Origin of the sequence: Pseudonocardia sediminis (assembly GCF_004217185.1) — a bacterium.
Taxonomy (GTDB): domain Bacteria; phylum Actinomycetota; class Actinomycetes; order Mycobacteriales; family Pseudonocardiaceae; genus Pseudonocardia; species Pseudonocardia sediminis.
This window is the reverse complement of the sequence record NZ_SHKL01000001.1, coordinates 3,562,287-3,579,449: the sequence shown is the minus strand read 5'-3', so window position 1 is coordinate 3,579,449 and position 17,163 is coordinate 3,562,287. Positions and strand designations below refer to the sequence as shown.

16 protein-coding genes are annotated in these 17,163 nt (G+C 74.0%); 9 read left to right on the top strand and 7 right to left on the bottom strand.

The features are described from left to right. Positions 1-62 precede the first annotated feature (62 nt). The 5 genes from EV383_RS16570 to EV383_RS16550 form a co-directional block, all read right to left on the bottom strand. Positions 63-737, bottom strand: a complete 675-nt coding sequence (locus tag EV383_RS16570) for an SWIM zinc finger family protein (RefSeq protein WP_130290750.1) — start codon at positions 735-737, stop codon at positions 63-65. Further along, entirely contained in the window at positions 734-3,412 is a 2,679-nt protein-coding gene (locus EV383_RS16565; protein ID WP_130290749.1) for a DEAD/DEAH box helicase, read from the bottom strand. Before EV383_RS16565 ends, EV383_RS16570 begins: the two co-directional genes overlap by 4 nt. Before the next feature lie 57 nt (positions 3,413-3,469). After that, positions 3,470-4,069 carry a PadR family transcriptional regulator gene (locus tag EV383_RS16560; RefSeq protein ID WP_130290748.1) on the bottom strand — a complete coding sequence of 200 codons (600 nt, stop codon included), beginning with the start codon at positions 4,067-4,069 and terminating at the stop codon, positions 3,470-3,472. A 52-nt stretch (positions 4,070-4,121) separates the two neighbouring features. Then, positions 4,122-4,718, bottom strand: a complete 597-nt coding sequence (locus EV383_RS16555) for an NADPH-dependent FMN reductase (RefSeq protein WP_130290747.1) — start codon at positions 4,716-4,718, stop codon at positions 4,122-4,124. A gap of 69 nt (positions 4,719-4,787) precedes the next feature. Continuing rightward, positions 4,788-6,278 carry a PucR family transcriptional regulator gene (locus tag EV383_RS16550; RefSeq protein ID WP_278044836.1) on the bottom strand — a complete coding sequence of 497 codons (1,491 nt, stop codon included), beginning with the start codon at positions 6,276-6,278 and terminating at the stop codon, positions 4,788-4,790. Positions 6,279-6,423: 145 nt separating this feature from the next. On the opposite strand from EV383_RS16550, the gene EV383_RS16545 reads away from it, so the two are divergent. The 9 genes from EV383_RS16545 (at position 6,424) to EV383_RS16505 (ending at position 15,402) form a co-directional block, all read left to right on the top strand. Further along, a complete protein-coding gene (locus tag EV383_RS16545; RefSeq protein ID WP_242623142.1) occupies positions 6,424-8,784 on the top strand; it encodes a xanthine dehydrogenase family protein molybdopterin-binding subunit in 2,361 nt (786 codons plus the stop codon). A gap of 62 nt (positions 8,785-8,846) precedes the next feature. After that, positions 8,847-9,569 (top strand): 5-oxoprolinase subunit PxpA, encoded by a 723-nt coding sequence (gene pxpA / locus EV383_RS16540; protein WP_130290746.1) that lies wholly within the window; start codon positions 8,847-8,849, stop codon positions 9,567-9,569. Positions 9,570-9,646: 77 nt separating this feature from the next. Further along, the gene (locus EV383_RS16535) at positions 9,647-9,892 is read left to right on the top strand and encodes an acetyl-CoA carboxylase (RefSeq protein ID WP_130290745.1); all 246 of its coding nucleotides are present in this window, start codon (positions 9,647-9,649) and stop codon (positions 9,890-9,892) included. Further along, entirely contained in the window at positions 9,889-11,244 is a 1,356-nt protein-coding gene (locus tag EV383_RS16530; RefSeq protein WP_130290744.1) for an acetyl-CoA carboxylase biotin carboxylase subunit, read from the top strand. The genes EV383_RS16535 and EV383_RS16530 overlap by 4 nt, the downstream gene beginning before the upstream one ends. Continuing rightward, entirely contained in the window at positions 11,241-12,113 is an 873-nt protein-coding gene (locus EV383_RS16525) for a 5-oxoprolinase subunit B family protein (protein WP_130290743.1), read from the top strand. Before EV383_RS16530 ends, EV383_RS16525 begins: the two co-directional genes overlap by 4 nt. Next, on the top strand, positions 12,110-13,087 hold the full coding sequence (locus EV383_RS16520) for a 5-oxoprolinase subunit C family protein (protein ID WP_130290742.1): 978 nt from the start codon (positions 12,110-12,112) through the stop codon (positions 13,085-13,087). Before EV383_RS16525 ends, EV383_RS16520 begins: the two co-directional genes overlap by 4 nt. A 275-nt stretch (positions 13,088-13,362) precedes the next feature. Next, positions 13,363-13,977, top strand: coding sequence for a hypothetical protein (locus tag EV383_RS16515; protein ID WP_130290741.1), 615 nt, complete (start codon positions 13,363-13,365; stop codon positions 13,975-13,977). Positions 13,978-14,114: 137 nt separating this feature from the next. Continuing rightward, a complete protein-coding gene (locus tag EV383_RS16510) occupies positions 14,115-14,663 on the top strand; it encodes a hypothetical protein (protein ID WP_130290740.1) in 549 nt (182 codons plus the stop codon). A gap of 70 nt (positions 14,664-14,733) precedes the next feature. Then, entirely contained in the window at positions 14,734-15,402 is a 669-nt protein-coding gene (locus EV383_RS16505) for a hypothetical protein (RefSeq protein WP_130290739.1), read from the top strand. A 13-nt stretch (positions 15,403-15,415) separates the two neighbouring features. Here EV383_RS16505 and EV383_RS16500 read toward each other — a convergent pair whose 3' ends face one another. After that, the gene (locus tag EV383_RS16500; protein ID WP_130290738.1) at positions 15,416-16,072 is read right to left on the bottom strand and encodes a pentapeptide repeat-containing protein; all 657 of its coding nucleotides are present in this window, start codon (positions 16,070-16,072) and stop codon (positions 15,416-15,418) included. Positions 16,073-16,139: 67 nt separating this feature from the next. Beyond that, the gene (locus tag EV383_RS16495; protein ID WP_130290737.1) at positions 16,140-17,072 is read right to left on the bottom strand and encodes a lipase family alpha/beta hydrolase; all 933 of its coding nucleotides are present in this window, start codon (positions 17,070-17,072) and stop codon (positions 16,140-16,142) included. Between the last annotated feature and the right edge of the window lie 91 nt (positions 17,073-17,163).

Genomic DNA, 17,163 nt, shown 5'->3' with positions numbered 1-17,163 from the left:
GTGATCAGCGGATCGGCGGCGATCCGCGACACCCCTGTCGTCGATCGCCGCCCGTCCGCCGATCATGGGACGCGGGATCCGGCCAGCAACGCGCGGGCCCGGCCGGCGGCCCGTTCGACCAGCGCGGCGAGGCGGTCCTCACCGGGCGGCCCGGTGTCCTGCGCCGAGGAGACCGGGCCCGCGGTGAGGGCCGCGACGATCTCCTCGCGGTCCCGCCCGCGCAGCAGCAGGAGGACGAACGGGTCCTCGTCGAGCAGCCACGCGGCCTGGTAGCAGAGCGCCCCGGCGTGGACGCAGGGGTTGCCCCAGTCCGGGCAGTCGCACTCCGGGTCCAGGTCCCCGATGTCGGGCAGCAGCGCCACCCCGGCGGCGTCCGCGGCCTGCACCAGCGCGCGCGGCACCTCCCCGGACAGCAGCGCCGCCAGATGCCCCGACTCGGCCGCGACCTGCTCGAGCAGCCGCGACCACTCCTCGTCGCCCAGGACCGCGAGTGCGACGGAGGCGTGCAGCCCGTCGGGGGCGTCCGGGTCGTCGACGGCGGCGGCCAGACGGCCGGGGGAGACCGTGATCGGCCCGACCCGTCCCGAGCCCGCGACCTTCCGCGAGCGGCGCAGCGCCGAGTGGTCGAGCGAGGTGTCCTCGACGGCGGCGACCCAGGCCCGCGCCCACCACGACCGGCCCCGGACGGCGTTCCCGCTCCGCGCCGCGAACGCGGAGAACCCCCGCGCGGCGCTCACCGGGACACCCCGGCCGCAGAGCCGGCCAGGTCGGAGCCGTCGGCGGGTTCGGCGGTGAGCGCGACGAGCTCGGCGAGCTGGTCGTCGGACAGGCCGGTCAGGGCGTCCTCGCCGCGGGCCAGCACCGAGTCGGACAGGGCGCGTTTGCGTTCCAGCAGGGCGGCGATGCGGTCCTCCAGCGTTCCCTCCGCGACGAGACGGTGCACGTGCACCGGCCGGACGCGCCCGATCCGGTGCGCGCGGTCGGTGGCCTGGTCCTCCACGGCCGGGTTCCACCAGCGGTCGTAGTGCACGACATGGTCGGCGCGGGTCAGGTTCAGCCCGGTACCGGCCGCGGTGAGCGAGAGCAGCAGCACCGGCAGCTCTCCGGCCTGGAACCGGTCGACGAGCGCGGTCCTCGCCGCCAGGGTCAATCCGCCGTGCAGGATCGCCGCGTCGGTCCCGCGACGGCGCAGGTGCAGCTCCAGCAGCTGGGCCATCGTCACGTACTGGGTGAACACCAGGGTGCGCTCGTCGGCGTCGAGTATCCGGTCCAGCAGCGCGTCCAGGGCGTCGAGCTTGCCGGAACGGCCGTCGAGGACGACGTCGTCGCCGGACTCGCCGAGGTAGTGGGCGGGGTGGTTGCAGATCTGCTTGAGCGCGGTGAGCAGCGCGCCGATCGCTCCGTGCCGGGCGACCCCGGCGCGTCCGGCGAGCTCACCGGTCGCCGCGTCGAGGGCGGCGGTGTAGAGCCCGGCCTGCTCGCGGGTCAGGCCGACCGGTCGGTCGGTGACGGTGCGGGCGGGCAGGTCCGGGGCGACGCCGGGGTCGGTCTTGCGCCGGCGCAGCAGGAACGGCCCGACGAGCCGGGCCAGCCGGTCGGTCGCCGCGGCGGCCGTCCCCGGATCGGCGGACTCGATCGGGTCGGACCAGCGGCGGGCGAACTCGGTACGGCCGCCGAGCAGGCCGGGCGTCGTCCAGTCCAGGATCGCCCACAGGTCGGCCAGCCGGTTCTGCACGGGCGTGCCGCTCAGCGCGACCCGCGCCGTCGCCGGGACGGTGCGCAGCGCGTGGGCGGTGTCCGAGCGGGCGTTCTTCACGTACTGGGCCTCGTCGGCGACGACCAGGTCCCAGTGCCGCCCGGCCAGGGGCTCCGGGTCCGCGCGCAGCGTGCCGTAGGTGGTCAGGAGGATCCCGCCGGTCCCGACGCCGGCGGAGCGCCCGGCGCCGTGGAAGCGGGTGACCGGCACGCCGGGGGCGAAGCGGCGGATCTCGCGTTCCCAGTTCGGCATCACCGACGCCGGGCACACGACCAGCGTGTCGCCCTCGACCAGCGTCCGCCGGTGCAGGTGCAGCGCGATCACGGTGATCGTCTTGCCGAGCCCCATGTCGTCGGCCAGGCAGCCGCCGAGGCCCGCGTCCACCATCCGGGCCAGCCAGCCCAGGCCCTGGCGCTGGTAGGCGCGCAGCTCGGCGGCCAGCCCGGGCGGCTCGGGCAGCGCCTCCGGCGCCGAGGCCAGCACGTCGCGCAGCCGCTCGAGCCCGCCCTGTGCCGTCACCGGGACCGCGACGCCGTCGACGAGCAGCTCCCCGGCCAGCGCCGCCGCGATCGCCCGGACCGCGGGCACCTGCTCGGGCCCCCCGCTCCGCGCCGCCCGCCGGGCCGTCGCCGGGTCGACGAGCACCCACTCGTCGCGCAGCCGGACCAGCGGCGACGCCGCGGAGGCGAGCGTCTCGTACTCGGAGACGGTCAGCGGGTCCCCGCGCAGGGCGAGCTGCCAGTCCAGGGCGACCGATCCGGTGCCGTCGAGCAGGCCCGCCCCCGCGCCGTCGTCCTCGCGACCGGCGACGATCCTCGGACGCAGGCCGTCGCGCAGACCCCGGGGCCAGTGCACGGCCACGCCGCCGGAGGCCAGCGCGGCGACGCCGGAGGCCAGCAGGTCGGCGAGGTCGGTGTCGTCGAGGTCGAGCGCGCCGGGGACGGCGGCGCTGAGCAGCCGCTCCAGCGGCGGCCACAGCTGTGCGGCCCGGCGCAGCGCCAGCGCCGTCACGACCCGGTGGCGCGGCGCGAAGCCGGAGACCGGCCCCTCCCAGAGCGCGGCGGCGTCGGTGACCAGGCCCGATGCATGGACCTGCAGTACCGCCCGGACGACCGGCCGGGAGCCGGCTCCGGCGGCACCGGTCCCGGAGTCGGTGTCGACGGCGTCCGCAGGACCGTCGAGGGCGTCGGCGGCGCCGGACTCGATCCGCAGCGAGAGCCGGACCGCCTCGGTCGTGCCCTGCGCCGTGCCGTCCCGGCCGAGGCGGACGACGTCGTTCCCGGCGTAGGCGCCGTGGTCGTCGCCGGACCGCGGGAGGGTGTCGGCGACGGCGTCGCAGAACGCACGGAGATCGCCCGGATCGTCGGCGGCCAGGCGGCGCAGCCGGACGTCGTCGGCGTCGTCGAGATCGGCGGCCCAGGCGTCGAAGCCGGCGGGGGAGACGCCGGGGACGAGGGCGCCGCGGGCGACGACGTCCAGGGCGAGCGCGGTGACCGCACCCCAGACGTCGTCGCGGGCGACCAGGTCCGGCAGCGCGTCGAGCAGGGGGACCGGGGTCCCGTCGAGGTGCAGCTCGCCGGTGCGGGGCGGGTCCTGCGGGGTGAAGATGAGCACGGGGTCGGGGCGGGTCGTGTCCGGCGGGCCGGAACGGCTCATGAGCACCTCGGCGTCTGGGGGATCGGGGCTCAAGTTTGAACTATCGGCCCCCGCAGCCTATTCCCCGGCGTCCGCACGCTCCTCGACCAGCTTCGGCCAGCTCCCCGGCGGGCCGGGCGACCCCGGCTCACCGTCCATCGCGTACTCGCCCGACTCCAGGCGCCCGATCAGCCCCCGCGCCCACTCCGCGCCACCGGTCGCGTCACCGGCCCACAGCCCGAACAGCTCCCGGACGTGCGGCGGCCAGTCCCATCCGTCCCGCCGCTCGATCGCCGACCGCTCCGCCTCCTCGCAGCTGGCGAGCCGCTCGTGCAGCAGCGCGATCGCCTCCCCGCGGGGGAGCGAGGGCAGGAACGCCAACGCCGCGCCGAGCTGGTCGGTGTGCCGGTCCGGGACCCGCAGCGCCGTGCGCAGCAGCCGGGAGAACTCGGCCTCGCCGCGCTCGGTGAGCTCGTACTCGGTCCGGCCCCGCACGCCGACGTGGTCGAGCAACGAGCCGGAGCGGGTCAGCGCGGCCAGAGCGTGGTAGATCGACCCCCACTTGACGTTCGCCCACCGGTCGGCCTCCCAGGCCAGCAGGTCGGTGCCGATCCGGTAGCCGTGCGCGCGGCCGTAGCCGCGCACCACACCGAGGACGAGCAGACGGGTGGCGGACACGACGACCAGCCTAGGAGCAGCCGTCGCCGCGCCGCCGTCACCCTGGTGCCGCTCATGATCCGTAGGGGTGCCGGGCGCGGGCCTCGCGCAGCGCGCGGCCCCACCACACCAGCTGGTCGGTGAGCACCTTCGCCGCGCCGGCGGGGCGGTCGTCGGCGACCCGGCCGTCCTCGTCGAAGGCGCTCCAGAAGTTCGCGAAGCTGACGCCGTCGCGGACCGGCGCGGCGTGCAGCTCGACGAACACCGGACGCAGGTGCTCGACGGCGCGCAGGCCGCCGGAGATGCCGCCGTAGCTGACGAACCCGACCGGCTTGGCCTGCCACTCGACGGAGAACGAGTCGATCGCCGTCTTCAGCCCGGCCGGGTAGCTGTGGTTGTACTCCGGGGTCACGACGACGAACGCATCCGCGGCGGCCAGCCGCGCCCGCAGCGCTCCGGTGGGGGCGTGGGGGTCGTCCGGGTTGCCGTCGAGCGCGGGGGAGAGGTTCACGTCGGCCAGGTCGATCAGGTCGGTCTCGACGTCCGGGTTCCCGCCCAGGGTGCCGGTGAACCAGCGGGCGACGGTCGGGCCGAACCGTCCGGTGCGGACGCTGCCGATGATCACGGCCAGGCGGATGGGGGTCGAGTCGTTCTGCAGTGCGGTCACGATGTCCTCGTTCCGTCCGCGGCGCGGTCCGCGCCGTCCGAGGCGAACGTAGGAGCTGAAGTCGGCTTCAGGTCAAGTCGCGTCGACCTGCAGGGCGAACCACAGCTCGGAGCGCACGCCGGGGGAGTCGAGGTCGCGTCCGAGGAGCGAGGCGACCCTGTCCATCCGCGCCCGCAGGGTGTGCCGGTGCACGCCGAGCCGGGTCGCCGCGGGGTCCCACTGCCCGTGGTGGGCCAGCCACTCGCGCAGCGAGCGGACGAGGTCACCGCGGCCGTGGGCGTCGTGGGTGACCAGCGGGCGCAGGAGGGACTCCGCGAACGCGGCGGCGTCGGCGTCCGGGACGAGGCTGCGCAGGCCCTCCCCGGCCAGCTCCCCGAACCGGACGAGCCGGTTGCCCCGGTGCGCCCCCGCGTCGAGGGCCTGCCGGGCCTGGCGCAGGCCCACACCGATGTCGTCGACCGGGTCCGAGACACCCGCCCGCACGTCCGGGCGCGGCCCGGCCAGTGCGGTGACCGGCTCCCCGGCGTCGGCGGCGACGACGGCCACGACGACGTCGTCCAGCGCGCCGAAGAACAGCGGCCCGGAGCGCGCGGCCACCGACTCCAGGACGTCGAGCAGCTCGCGGGTCGAGCCGGACCGCCTGCGCAGCACCACGACCCGGGCCCCGGCGCCGGGCAGCGGACCCCACAACTCCCCGGCGATCTCCCGCGCCTCCTGGGCGGGACCGTCGACCATCAGCCGCAGCAGCGCGGTCCGCAGCCGTCGCTCGGCCCGCCCGACCGCCGACGTGCGCGAGTGCAGCAGCGTCAGCACCGACACCGCCGACCCGATCACCTGCCGGTCCACCGGCGAGAACGCCCGGTCCCGCCCGACCACGAGCACCGCGCCCGAGCCGGGCAGCCGGATCGGTTGCAGCACCACCTGCCCGCCGTTCACCGCCACCGTGACGCTGGTCGGGTTGCGGTGCGCCCGCACCCGGTCGATCTCGGGCAGCAGCGCCTCGGCGCGACGCCCGGCCGTGCGCGGGGCGGCGTGCCGGACGGCCCCGTCGGCGTCGGAGACCAGGACCCACGCACCCAGGCGGCCGGCCAGGCCGCGCAACACCCGGCTGGTGCCCGACCTTCCGAGCGCGGCGGCGGTCAGCGCGCGCTGGGCCTCGTCGGTGCGCACGACCTGGGCGTAGGAGTCCGCGGCCAGTGACGCCGACACCGCCTTGGTGATGGCGATGAACGGCGTCCGCTCGGGGATCTCCAGCAGCGCGAGACCGTGCCCGGCGCAGGCGCGGACGACCTCGTCGGGGATCGCGTCGTGCCCCAGCCCGGTGCCGAACCCGAGCCCCACCAGCCCGTGCCGGGCCAGACCCGCGACGTAGCGGGCCGGGCCGGCCGCGTCGGGACCGAGACCGGTGGTGAGCAGCAGCTCGCCACCGTCCAGATAGGGCGCGGGGTCCGGCAGCTCGCTGCTGTGCACCCACCCCACCTCGCGATCCAGATCTGCGGAGGGACAGACGGACCGGAGTCCGAGGGTGCGGTCCGTCACCAGGTCCCGCAGCGTGATCGGCATCGTGCTCCCCCGTCCCGACGGCCCGGACCTGGACGGAACGTCCATGTCATCGTCCCGAAACCGACGATCCGGACACTACCGCTGGGCGGTGTGCTGGATCACGCTGTCGCCACAACTGATCCGCCCGGCAAGGAAATGAGACCTGGTGACCCAGACCGCGGAGCGTTACGTCGGCACGTCCATGCTGCGCAAGGAGGACCCGGCCCTGCTGACCGGGCGGGGGACGTGGGTCGACGACATCACCCCCGCCGGGACCCTGCACCTGGCGGTGCTGCGCAGCCCGTTGCCGCACGCACGCATCGACCGGATCGACGTGTCGGCCGCGCAGGCGCACCCGGGCGTCGTCGCCGTGCTGACCGGTGAGGACGTGGCCGGCGAGTTCCTCGCCGGCATCCCCTGCGGGTGGCCGGTGACCGAGGACATCAAGATCCCGGACCACATGCCGCTGGCCACCGCGGTGGTCTCGCACGTCGGCGACGGGGTCGCCGTGGTGCTGGCCCGCGACGCCAACGCCGCGCGCGACGCCGTCGACCTGATCGACGTCGACTACACGCCGCTGCCGGCCGTGGTGGACATCGAGGCCGCGATGGAGCCCGGCAGCCCGCTCGCGCACGAGGAGCTGGGCACGAACCACTGCTACACCTGGCCGCTGGCCACCGGCGACGTCGACGCCGCGTTCGCCGAGGCCGACGTCGTCGTACGGGGGCGTTACCTGCAGCAGCGGGTGATCCCGTCTCCGATGGAGCCGCGCGCGGTCGTGGTGACGCCGGACCCGGTCGGCGGCGGGTTCACCGTCTACACCTCCACGCAGGTGCCGCACTTCGTCCGCGACATCCTGGCCGCGATCTGCGGGGTCTCGGACACGAAGCTGCGCGTCGTCGCCCCGGACGTCGGCGGCGGGTTCGGAGCGAAGCTCAACGTCTACGCCGAGGAGGCGCTCGCGCTCGTCCTGGCCCGGCGCCTCGGCAAGCCGGTCAAGTGGACCGAGACCCGCTCCGAGCACCACCAGGGCACCACGCACGGCCGCGGGCAGGTCCAGCGGATGGCGGTGGCGGCGACCCGGGACGGGAAGATCCTCGGGATGAAGGTGGAGCTGCTCGCCGACATGGGCGCCTACCTGCAGCTGCTCACCCCGGGCATCGCCGTGTTCGGTGCGTTCACCTACTGCGGGCTCTACGACTTCGGCTCGTACTCCTTCGAGTGCAAGGGCGTGTTCACCAACCTCACCCCGACCGACGCCTACCGCGGCGCCGGGCGTTCCGAGGCCGCCTACGCCCACGAGCGGATCATGGACGACCTGGCCCGCGAGCTGGCGATGGACCCCGCACAGCTGCGCCTGCGCAATGTGCACCCGAGGTTCCTGGAGCCGCGCACCGTGCCGTCCGGGGTCCAGTACGACTCCGGCGACTACGAGGCCTGCATGCGCCGGGCGATGGAGCTCGTCGACTACGACGCGCTGCGCGACGAGCAGGCGCGGCGTCGCGACTCGGGCGACCCGGTGCAGATCGGCATCGGGATCGGGAACTTCACCGAGTCCGGCGGGCTGTCGCCGTCGAAGGTCGCGGCCGGGGTGCGGCTGCAGTCCGGCGGCTGGGAGCAGGCCACGGTCCGGATGACCACCAGCGGCAAGGTCGAGGTCGTCACCGGCACGTCGCCGCACGGGCAGGGCCACGAGACCGCCTGGTCGCAGATCGTCGCGGACTCGCTCGGCGTGCACCCCGACGACATCGAGGTGCTGCACGGCGACACCCTCGTCGCCCCGTTCGGCCGCGACACCTACGGCTCGCGCAGCCTGCCGGTCGGCGGGGTGGCGGTGCACCTGGCCGCGGGAAAGGTGCTGGCCAAGGCGACGACGATCGCCGCGCACCTGCTGGAGGCCGACGAGAAGGACCTGGACTTCACCGGCGGTCGGTTCTCGGTCACCGGGACGTCCGGGCCGGGGGTGACGATCCAGGAGGTCGCGGGCGCGGCGGCACTGGCCGCGGACCTGCCCGAGGGCATGGAGCCCAACCTCACCGCGGACCACGCGTTCGACCCGCCGAACTTCACCTGGCCCTTCGGCACGCACATCTGCGTGACCGAGGTCGACACCGAGACCGGCTTCACCCGGATCCGCCGCTACGTCGCCGTCGATGACTGCGGGGTCATCGTGAACCCGACGATCGTCGAGGGGCAGCTGCACGGCGGCATCGCACAGGGCATCGGGCAGGCGCTCTACGAGCAGGCCACGTTCGACGCCGACGGCAACCCGACCGCGGGCACGCTGGCCTCCTACACGATCCCCGCGGCGACCGACCTGCCGTTCTTCGAGCTCGACCAGCAGGTCACCCCGTCACCGACGAACCCGATGGGCGTCAAGGGGATCGGCGAGTCCGGAGCGATCGGCTCGTCGCCGGCGGTGGTCAACGCGGTGATCGACGCCGTCGCCCACCTCGGGGTGACCCACGTGGACATGCCCGCCACCCCGGAGGCCGTGTGGCGGGCGATTCGTGCGGCGGGCGGCTGACACGCACCCGGCGGACACGCCAGACTGCCTGCCAACCCGCGATCGGAAGGGGACGAGACCTCATGGTGGCCATCAACTGCGACATGGGCGAGTCGTTCGGCATCTACCACTGCGGCGACGACGAGGGGCTGATGCCGTTCGTGACCGTCGCCAACGTCGCGTGCGGGTTCCACGCCTCGGACCCGCGCGTGATGACCCAGACCGTGCGCCTGGCCAAGGCGCACGGCGTCAAGGTCGGCGCGCACCCGTCGCTGCCGGACAAGGAGGGGTTCGGCCGGCGCGAGATGAAGCTCGACCGCGACGAGTTGACCGCCGCCTGCGTCTACCAGATCGGCGCGCTGTCGGGGTTCCTCCGCGCCGAGGGCATGGAGCTCAACCACGTCAAGGCGCACGGCTCGCTCTACGGGATGGCCGCGCGCGACGAGGAGGTGGCGGCCGCGCTGGCCGACGCCGCCGACGTGTTCGACGCCCCGCTGATGGGCATGGCCGGCACCGTGCACGAGAAGGTCTGGGGCGACCGGAGGGCCGGGTTCATCTCGGAGTACTACGCCGACCTCGACTATCGCGACGACGGCTCGCTGATCATCACCCGGGTGCACGAGGCGTTCGACCCGCAGACCTCGGCGGCGGGCGCGGTCCGCGCCGTCACCGAGGGGAAGGCGACCTCGGTCAACGGCAAGGAGCTGCCGGTCCGGGCGGACTGCGTCTGCGTCCACTCCGACACCCCGAACGCCGTCGAGCTGGCCCGCGCCGTGCACGACGCCCTCGCACCGCACCTCACCTGACCCCGCACCTCACCTGACCCCTTTCCCACCCGCCCCGTTCCCCACCCGCCCCGTTCCCCACTGCAAGGAGCCTTCAGTTGCCGCGTCACGAGGTCGTCTCGCCGATCCCCGGCGTCTTCTACCGCCGTCCCGACCCCGGTAGCCCGCCGTTCGCCGAGGACGGTGCGACGGTGACGGAGGACCAGTCCGTCGGGCTCGTCGAGGTCATGAAGTCCTTCCACCAGATCCCGGCCGGAGCGGCGGGGACGCTGGTGGAGTTCCTGGTCGACGACGAGGCCGAGGTCGACGCCGGGCAGCCGGTCGCGGTGGTGGAGACCGGATGAGACGCCTGCTCGTCGCCAACCGCGGCGAGATCGCCGTCCGGATCATCCGAGCCGCCCGCGACCTGGGCATCTCCACGGTCGCGGTGCACAGCGAGGCCGACGCCGACGCCCTGCACACCCGGCTGGCCGACGTCGCGGTCGGGATCGGGCCGTCGGCGGCGTCGAAGAGCTACCTGGTCGCCGACGCGATCCTGGCCGCGGCGAAGGACACCGGAGCCGACGCCGTCCATCCCGGGTACGGGTTCCTCTCCGAGCGGGCCTCGTTCGCGGCCGCGGTCGCCGACGCCGGGCTGACGTTCGTCGGCCCGGACGCGGCGACGATCGAGCGGATGGGCGACAAGGTCGCGGCCCGCGAGGTCGCCCGCGCCGCCGGGGTCCCGACGGTGCCGGGCACACCCGGGGGAGTGGCCGACGCCGACGGCGCGGTGGCCGCCGCCGACGACGTCGGCTATCCGGTGATGCTCAAGGCCGCGGCCGGCGGCGGTGGGCGGGGGATCCGCGTCGTCGACGACGCGGAGGCGCTGCGCACGGCGTTCGGGCAGGCGTCGAACGAGGCGTTGAAGGCGTTCGGCGACGGCACGATGTACCTGGAGCGCTTCGTCACCCGCGCCCGGCACGTCGAGGTGCAGGTACTCGGCGACGGCACCGACGCGGTGCACCTGTTCGAACGGGAGTGCTCGCTGCAGCGGCGACGGCAGAAGGTCGTCGAGGAGGCCGTATCGCCCGGGATCTCCGCGCAGACCCGGGACGCGATGACCGCCGCGGCGGTCTCGCTGTGCCGCGAGGCCGGCTACCGCAGCGCGGGGACGGTCGAGTTCCTCGTCGACGACGAGACCGGAGAGTTCTTCTTCATTGAGATGAACACTCGGATCCAGGTCGAGCACCCGACGACCGAGCTGGTCACCGGTGTCGACCTGGTCGCCGAGCAGCTGCGCATCGCCGCCGGGGAGCCGCTGCGGTTCGCCCAGGACGACATCGTCCGGCGCGGGCACGCGCTGGAGTTCCGGGTGTGCGCCGAGGACCCGGAGAAGGACTTCCTGCCCTCGCCCGGGAACGTCGGGCGGGTGACGCTGCCGTCGGGTCCGTGGGTGCGGTGCGACACCTGGCTGGAGCCCGACGGCAAGGTCCCGCCCTACTACGACTCGCTGCTGGCGAAGGTGATCGTCTGGGGCTCGGACCGGACCGAGGCGATCGCACGGTCGCGGCGGGCACTGGCCGAGTTCTCCGTCTCCGGCATCCCGACCACCGCCGGGCTGTTCGCCGAGCTGCTCGACCAGGACTGGTTCGCCTCCGCGGACTTCCACACCGGGACGTTGGAACAGTGGCTGGCTACCCGAGGGGAGAACGCATGAGTGCCCGCTACAGCTGGGGCGGCGACGAGTTCGTGTTCGTCGAGCTGGCCGAGGAGATGAGCCTGCAGGCCAACTTCAAGGCCGTCGCGATCACCAGCCTGCTGCGCGACGAGCGCCCGGAGGGGATCCTGGAGATCTGTCCGGCGAACGCGTCCTACCAGGTCCGTTACGACCCCGACGTCCTCGAGCCGCACACGCTGCTGGCCCACCTCAAGGACATCGAGACCCGCGTGGGCGATGCCCTCGGCGTCACCCTGCCCTGCCGGGTCGTCGAGATCCCGGTGCTCTACCAGGACCCGTGGACCACCGAGACGCTGATGCGCTTCCGGGACCGCCACCAGGACCCGGACGCCACCGACATCGAGTACGCGGCCCGGATCAACGGCTACGGCAGCGTCGAGGAGTTCATCGCCGCGCACTCCGGCTCGCCGTGGTTCACCTCGATGGTCGGGTTCGTCGCCGGGCTCCCGTTCAAGTACCAGATGGTGCCCCGGGAGCGGCAGATCATCGTGCCGAAGTACGTGCGCCCACGGACCGACACCCCGAAGCAGACCGTCGGCTACGGCGGCTGCTTCTCCTGCATCTACTCGGTGCGCGGCGCCGGCGGCTACCAGATGTTCGGCATCACCCCGGCCCCGATCTACGACCCGCGCCAGACGAAGCCGGACTTCACCGAGCACAAGGTGTTCATGCGCTCCGGCGACATGGTCAAGTTCCGGCCGATCGACCGCGACGAGTACGACGACCTGGAGGCGAAGGCCGAGGCGGGGCAGTACCGGATCACCGCGCCGGACGTCGACTTCGACCTGCAGCCGTTCCTGGACGACCCGGACGGCTACAACAAGCGGCTGCTGGAGGTCCTGGCATGAGCGCCACGACGATCGAGGTCCGCAAGCCGGGCCTGTCCACGACGATCCAGGACGGCGGCCGTTCCGGCTACTACCACCTGGGCATCCCGCCCTCGGGCGCGCTGGACCAGTACTCGCTGGCCGCGGCGAACGGCCTCGTCGGCAACGCCGCCGACGACGCCGCGCTCGAGATCGTCTACATGGGCCCGGAGCTGGCGTTCACCGGCCCGGCCGTGGTCGCGGTGACCGGCGCGGGGATCGCGCCGCGGGTCAACGGGTCGGACCGGCCGCTGTGGGAGTCCTTCGAGGTCGCCGACGGCGACGTGCTCGACTTCGCCTACCTGACCGACGGCGCGCGGGCCTACCTGGCCGTGTCCGGCGGCTTGGACACCCGCGTCGACCTGGGTAGCCGAGCCACCTACGTGATCGGCTCGCTCGGCGGGGTGGACGGGCGCCCGATCGCCGCGGGCGACGTGCTGCCGGTCGGCTCCGGCGGCACGGGGCGGGCCGGGCTCGTGGTGCCCTCCGAGCTGCGGCCGGTGCTGTCCAAGGACGTCGAGGTGCGGGTCGTGATGGGGCTCTACGACCACCGGCTGACCGACAAGGGCCGCGCCACGTTCCTGGACACGACGTGGACGCTGACGCCGGTCGCGGACCGGATGGGGTTCCGCTACGGCGGCGGCGAGCTGGAGACCGTCGACCGGGAGCCGCCGTTCGGGGCCGGGCAGGACCCGTCGAACATCGTGGACGCGCCGTACCCGATCGGCTCGATCCAGGTGCCGGGCGGGGTGGAGCCGATCGTGCTGCACCGCGACGCGGTGTCCGGCGGCGGCTACATGATGGTCGCGACGGTGATCTCCGGTGACCTCGACGTCGTCGCGCAGTCCGCGCCGCGTACCCGGACGAGGTTCGTGGAGGTCGACCTGGAGACGGCCCTCGGGATTCGCGCGGACCGGCGCCGTCGTCTCGCCGCGCTGCACGAGGCCCTGTCCTGACCCGTGGGCCGGGGGGGTCTCCCGCTGCCACCTCCAGCGAGCGGCACTCTCGTCGGAACCATTGCGACGAGCGTGCCGCTCGATGCTCCGCCGGCGGGCGAGGCCCGGCACCGAGGTTCGGCGAGCGGCACTCTCGTCGGATCCTTCGGGACGAGGGTGCCGCTCGTCGCCTGGTAACTCCGGGTGATTGATCACATCGGTCCTGGTGAACGTTGATCTGTTCGGCCTAGAGTTCGTACCGACCGCTGCAGCAGTCGATCGGGAGGCGATCACAGATGGCCGGACGGCACCGGGCACGCGCGAGCGTGGTCAGGACGATGCTGGCCGTCGCCGTGCCGGTCGTCGGCGCTGCGGCCGTTGCGACCGCCGTCGTGCTGGGCAGCGCGACCGTCTCCGCCGGAGGGCCCGGGGTCGCGATCCCGACGTTCCCCTCCCAGGAGCGGGTCCTCGCCGCGAACGTCGTCGCCGTCTCGGCCGCGCCGTTCGCCGTGCACCGCAGCTCCGACATGGCCGGGGGAGCGGTGTCCGCGGCCACCACGGCCGTCGACCGCCGGGTCGACGAGCAGCGCGCCGCCGAGGCCCGTGCGCAGGCCGAGGAGCGCGCCGCCGCCCGCGCCGAGGCGGCTGCGCGGTCGGCCGAGGCCGCGGCCCGCGCTCCGCAGACCTCCGAGGCACCGGCGCCGCGCGTGGCTCCCCGGACGACGACGGCACCCCGCCCCTCGGCCGTCACCCCGCGCAGTACGCCCGCCCCGACGACGGCCCCCGATCTCCGGGCCCGGTCGGCGAGCCCCGAGCCCACCGAGGACTCCGACGACGACTCCGGCCTCCTCGGCGACGACGGCCTGCTCGACGGCACGCTCCTCGGTGAGGGCTCCCTGCTCGGCGGCTGACCGCATACGCCCGGACAGCCGATACCGCGCTGGTCGTGCCGGCCGTCATCATTCCAGGTGACAAGTGCTCTGTTCGGCTCACGACCGCTGCTCCCCGGCGATGATCCGGGTAGCGAACGAGCAGAAGGCGGGTGGCCATGTCCGGACGGCACCGACGACAGAGGGCACGGACCGGGATCGGCCGCCGGGTCCTGACCGGGGTGGTCCCCGTACTGGCCGCGGCCGGAGTGGCGGCGGCGGTCGTGCTCGGCGGTGGGGCTCTCGGCGTGGACTCCGGCCCCCGGGACATCGCCGCACTCGCCGCACCGCCCGGCGGCGCGTCTCCCGCGTCCGTCGTCGCGGCGGCGGCAGCGACGCCGTCGGTTCTTCGGGCGCTGCCGGGCGCCTCCGCGGCCGCGGACACGGCGGGCGAGGCCGTCACCGCTGCGTCCGCACGGGCCGAGCAGGACCGCCGGGAGGCCGAGCAGGAGACCACGGCACGCGAGGACACGGGCGACGACGACGCCGCGACAGGATCCGAGGCCGGATCGGGCGTGTGCGACCTCGAGGGCTCGCCCCGTTTCGACGACCCGGAGCACCCGAACTGGATCACGAACCGCGACTGCGGCTACGTCGACGACCAGGGCCGGGAGCGCTCGCTGGACCCGTGGATCGACGGGCAGCTGCTGTCCTCCTACGGCGAGTAGACAACGGGGAGTCACTGCGCGTGTTTGTTCTCGTCACCGTTGGGGCACAATCACGGCGGGAGGCGATCACATGAGCGGACGCCATCGACAGGGTGGACCGAGCATCACCGCACGCGCGCTGGCCGGAACGGTCCCCGTCCTCGGCGCGGCGGGCGCGGCGACCGGGCTGGTTCTGAGCAGCGGGGCCGCCGTGCCCCCGGCGGCTGACGCCGGTGCGACGACGGACGAGGCCGTGGCACCCACCGCGGCCGAGACCACGCCGTCGGTGCCGAGCGTGCGCACCGAGGTGCCGGGCCGGGCCGAGGAGGCCGTGTCGGCGGTGTCCGCTGCGAGCGACGCCGCACGGGAGCAGGACGCGCTGGCCCAGGCCCGCGACCAGCGCTCGGTGAGCGCCCTGGTCGAGGACGTCCGGGCCGACGCCCGCCAGCGTGACGCCGTCGTCCAGCAGCAGGGACGTGCGGAGCTCGAGGCGTTCCAGGACCAGCAGGTCCGCCGCCAGCAGGTTCTCGAGCAGCAGCAGGCGCAGGGCGAGGACCCGTCGTCGACGTTCTCCGAGCCCTCGCAGCCGGCCGAGCCCGGTGAGTGCGACGCTTCGGGCCTGCCCCGCCTGAGCCCGTCCGCCGACTCCGACGACATCGTCGGCCGGGACTGCCGCATGACCGACGACCAGGGCCGGGAACGCTCCCTGGACTCGTGGATCGACGGCCAGCTGCTGTCCTCCACCCACGACGACGACTGATCGCGCCGGTCGGCTAACGCTCCAGGACGATGAGTCCCAGCGCCTCACACACCGCGGACGCCTGAACCGGGGAGACGATCGCCCCGGCCAGCTCCCGCGGCGTGTCCGGGGTGATCTCGCCCAGGTCGCACGTCCGCAGGTCGGCGGCGCCCATCCGGGCGTGCTTGAGCACCGTGCCGCGCAGGCGGCACCGGTCGAAGACGACCTCGCGCAGGTCCGCGCCGCGCAGGTCGGCCTCGGACAGGTCGCACTCCTCGACCTGCATCCCCTTGAGGCTGAGCTCCTGCAGGTCCGCGACCTGCAGGTTGCACCCCACCAGCCGGAACGACGCGGCCAGGCCACGCAGGCCCCGCATCGACGTCCCGATCATGCGGCAGCCCTCGAACCGGGTGTCGCCGAGCATCGCCCCGGCGAACCGCGCACCGGACAGGTCGACGCCGGCGAGCACGGCGTCGGTCAGGTCGGCCTCGCGCAGGTCGGCCCGGGCGAAGCTGCCGCCGCTGATCCGCGCGCCGTCGAGGCGGACACCGCCCAGGTCGACGTCGTCGAACCGGCAGTCGCGCAGCTGCGCGCCGGCCAGATCGACCTCCCGCAGCTCGGTCCCGCGCAGGTCCAGATCGGTGCACGCTTTCCCGGCCCGGACGGCGGCGATCAGCTCTTCGGCGGACATGGTGCCCAGGCTGCCACCGGCCCGGGGGAGTACCCCGGGCCGGGGTGGACCGGTGCGGCCGGGTGGGTCAGATCGCGGACGGGGCGTCCGGCCCGACCGGCGTGCAGCGGACCGGCTTCGCGTTCGCCGGGTCCAGCGCGTTCTCGATGTGGCCCAGCGTCACCGGGTCGAACGCGACGGCGACGTGCTCGGCCAGGTCGGTCGGGCATCCGTCCTGCAGGACGATGTTCGTCGCGCCGTCGAGCTCACCGCTGGTGTAGGGCACGACCAGCTCGTCGTACTTCGTCATGATCATCGTGTACGTGACACCGTCGACCGCGGGGCCGCCGTCGGAGTTCATCTGCGCGATGAAGTCCGAGCCCGCGAGGAGCTGGCGGCAGGACCCGCACACCGGGTCCAGCGTCAGGCCCAGCGCCGGGTCCAGGCCGAGCTGCTGCCCGGTCCGGTTGAGGAACGCCAGCCCGGCGGTCTGGGTGCCGTCCCAGAGCGGGGTCATGCCGACGTAGCGGTCCACGTAGCGGTCGCCGCCGAGGAACTTCACGTAGTAGTTCGGCATCAGGCTGCCCTCGGAGTGCCCGACGATGTCGACCTTCTCCGCACCGGTCGTGCCGCGCACGCGGTCGACGAACGCGGCCAGCTCCTCCGCGCTGCGCTCCATCGGCGCCAGGCCGCCGACCTGCGGCAGGATCGGGTTCTCGCCGTAGGTCAGGGAGAACACGCAGTAGCCCTGCTGCGCGAGCCGAGGGGAGATGTAGGCCCAGTTGTTGGCCTGGTTGGCCGAGAGCCCGTGCACCAGGACGACCGGGTTCGGGTGGTCCTCACCGGGCTCGCAGCTCCAGTCGTTGGACCCCGGGGGAGAGGGGTCGAGCGCCGAGGGCGGCGGCAGCGAAGGCTGAGCGGCGGGCTGCTCGGGCGTGGCCTGGGCCAGCGGGGCCATCGCCAGTACCGCGGTCAGTGCGGCGACCGCCGTCCCGATCGCTGCCCATCGACGTCGGTTCATCCGTTCGGCCCCCCGCTACGTTGCGTTCCGTGCTGATCATGAGATCAACGACGGGCGACGGCCGAGGGTGCGCGGATCAGGTCACGGCAGC

Excerpts from the sequence above, each read along its gene's own strand:
- EV383_RS16500 (WP_130290738.1), bottom strand. The coding sequence starts at position 16,072 with ATGTCCGCCGAAGAGCTGATCGCCGCCGTCCGGGCCGGGAAAGCGTGC.
- EV383_RS16525 (WP_130290743.1), top strand. The coding sequence starts at position 11,241 with ATGAGTGCCCGCTACAGCTGGGGCGGCGACGAGTTCGTGTTCGTCGAG.
- EV383_RS16550 (WP_278044836.1), bottom strand. The coding sequence starts at position 6,278 with ATGCCGATCACGCTGCGGGACCTGGTGACGGACCGCACCCTCGGACTC.
- EV383_RS16515 (WP_130290741.1), top strand. The coding sequence starts at position 13,363 with ATGGCCGGACGGCACCGGGCACGCGCGAGCGTGGTCAGGACGATGCTG.
- EV383_RS16510 (WP_130290740.1), top strand. The coding sequence starts at position 14,115 with ATGTCCGGACGGCACCGACGACAGAGGGCACGGACCGGGATCGGCCGC.
- EV383_RS16565 (WP_130290749.1), bottom strand. The coding sequence starts at position 3,412 with ATGAGCCGTTCCGGCCCGCCGGACACGACCCGCCCCGACCCCGTGCTC.
- EV383_RS16530 (WP_130290744.1), top strand. The coding sequence starts at position 9,889 with ATGAGACGCCTGCTCGTCGCCAACCGCGGCGAGATCGCCGTCCGGATC.
- pxpA (WP_130290746.1), top strand. The coding sequence starts at position 8,847 with ATGGTGGCCATCAACTGCGACATGGGCGAGTCGTTCGGCATCTACCAC.
- EV383_RS16505 (WP_130290739.1), top strand. The coding sequence starts at position 14,734 with ATGAGCGGACGCCATCGACAGGGTGGACCGAGCATCACCGCACGCGCG.
- EV383_RS16495 (WP_130290737.1), bottom strand. The coding sequence starts at position 17,072 with ATGAACCGACGTCGATGGGCAGCGATCGGGACGGCGGTCGCCGCACTG.
- EV383_RS16520 (WP_130290742.1), top strand. The coding sequence starts at position 12,110 with ATGAGCGCCACGACGATCGAGGTCCGCAAGCCGGGCCTGTCCACGACG.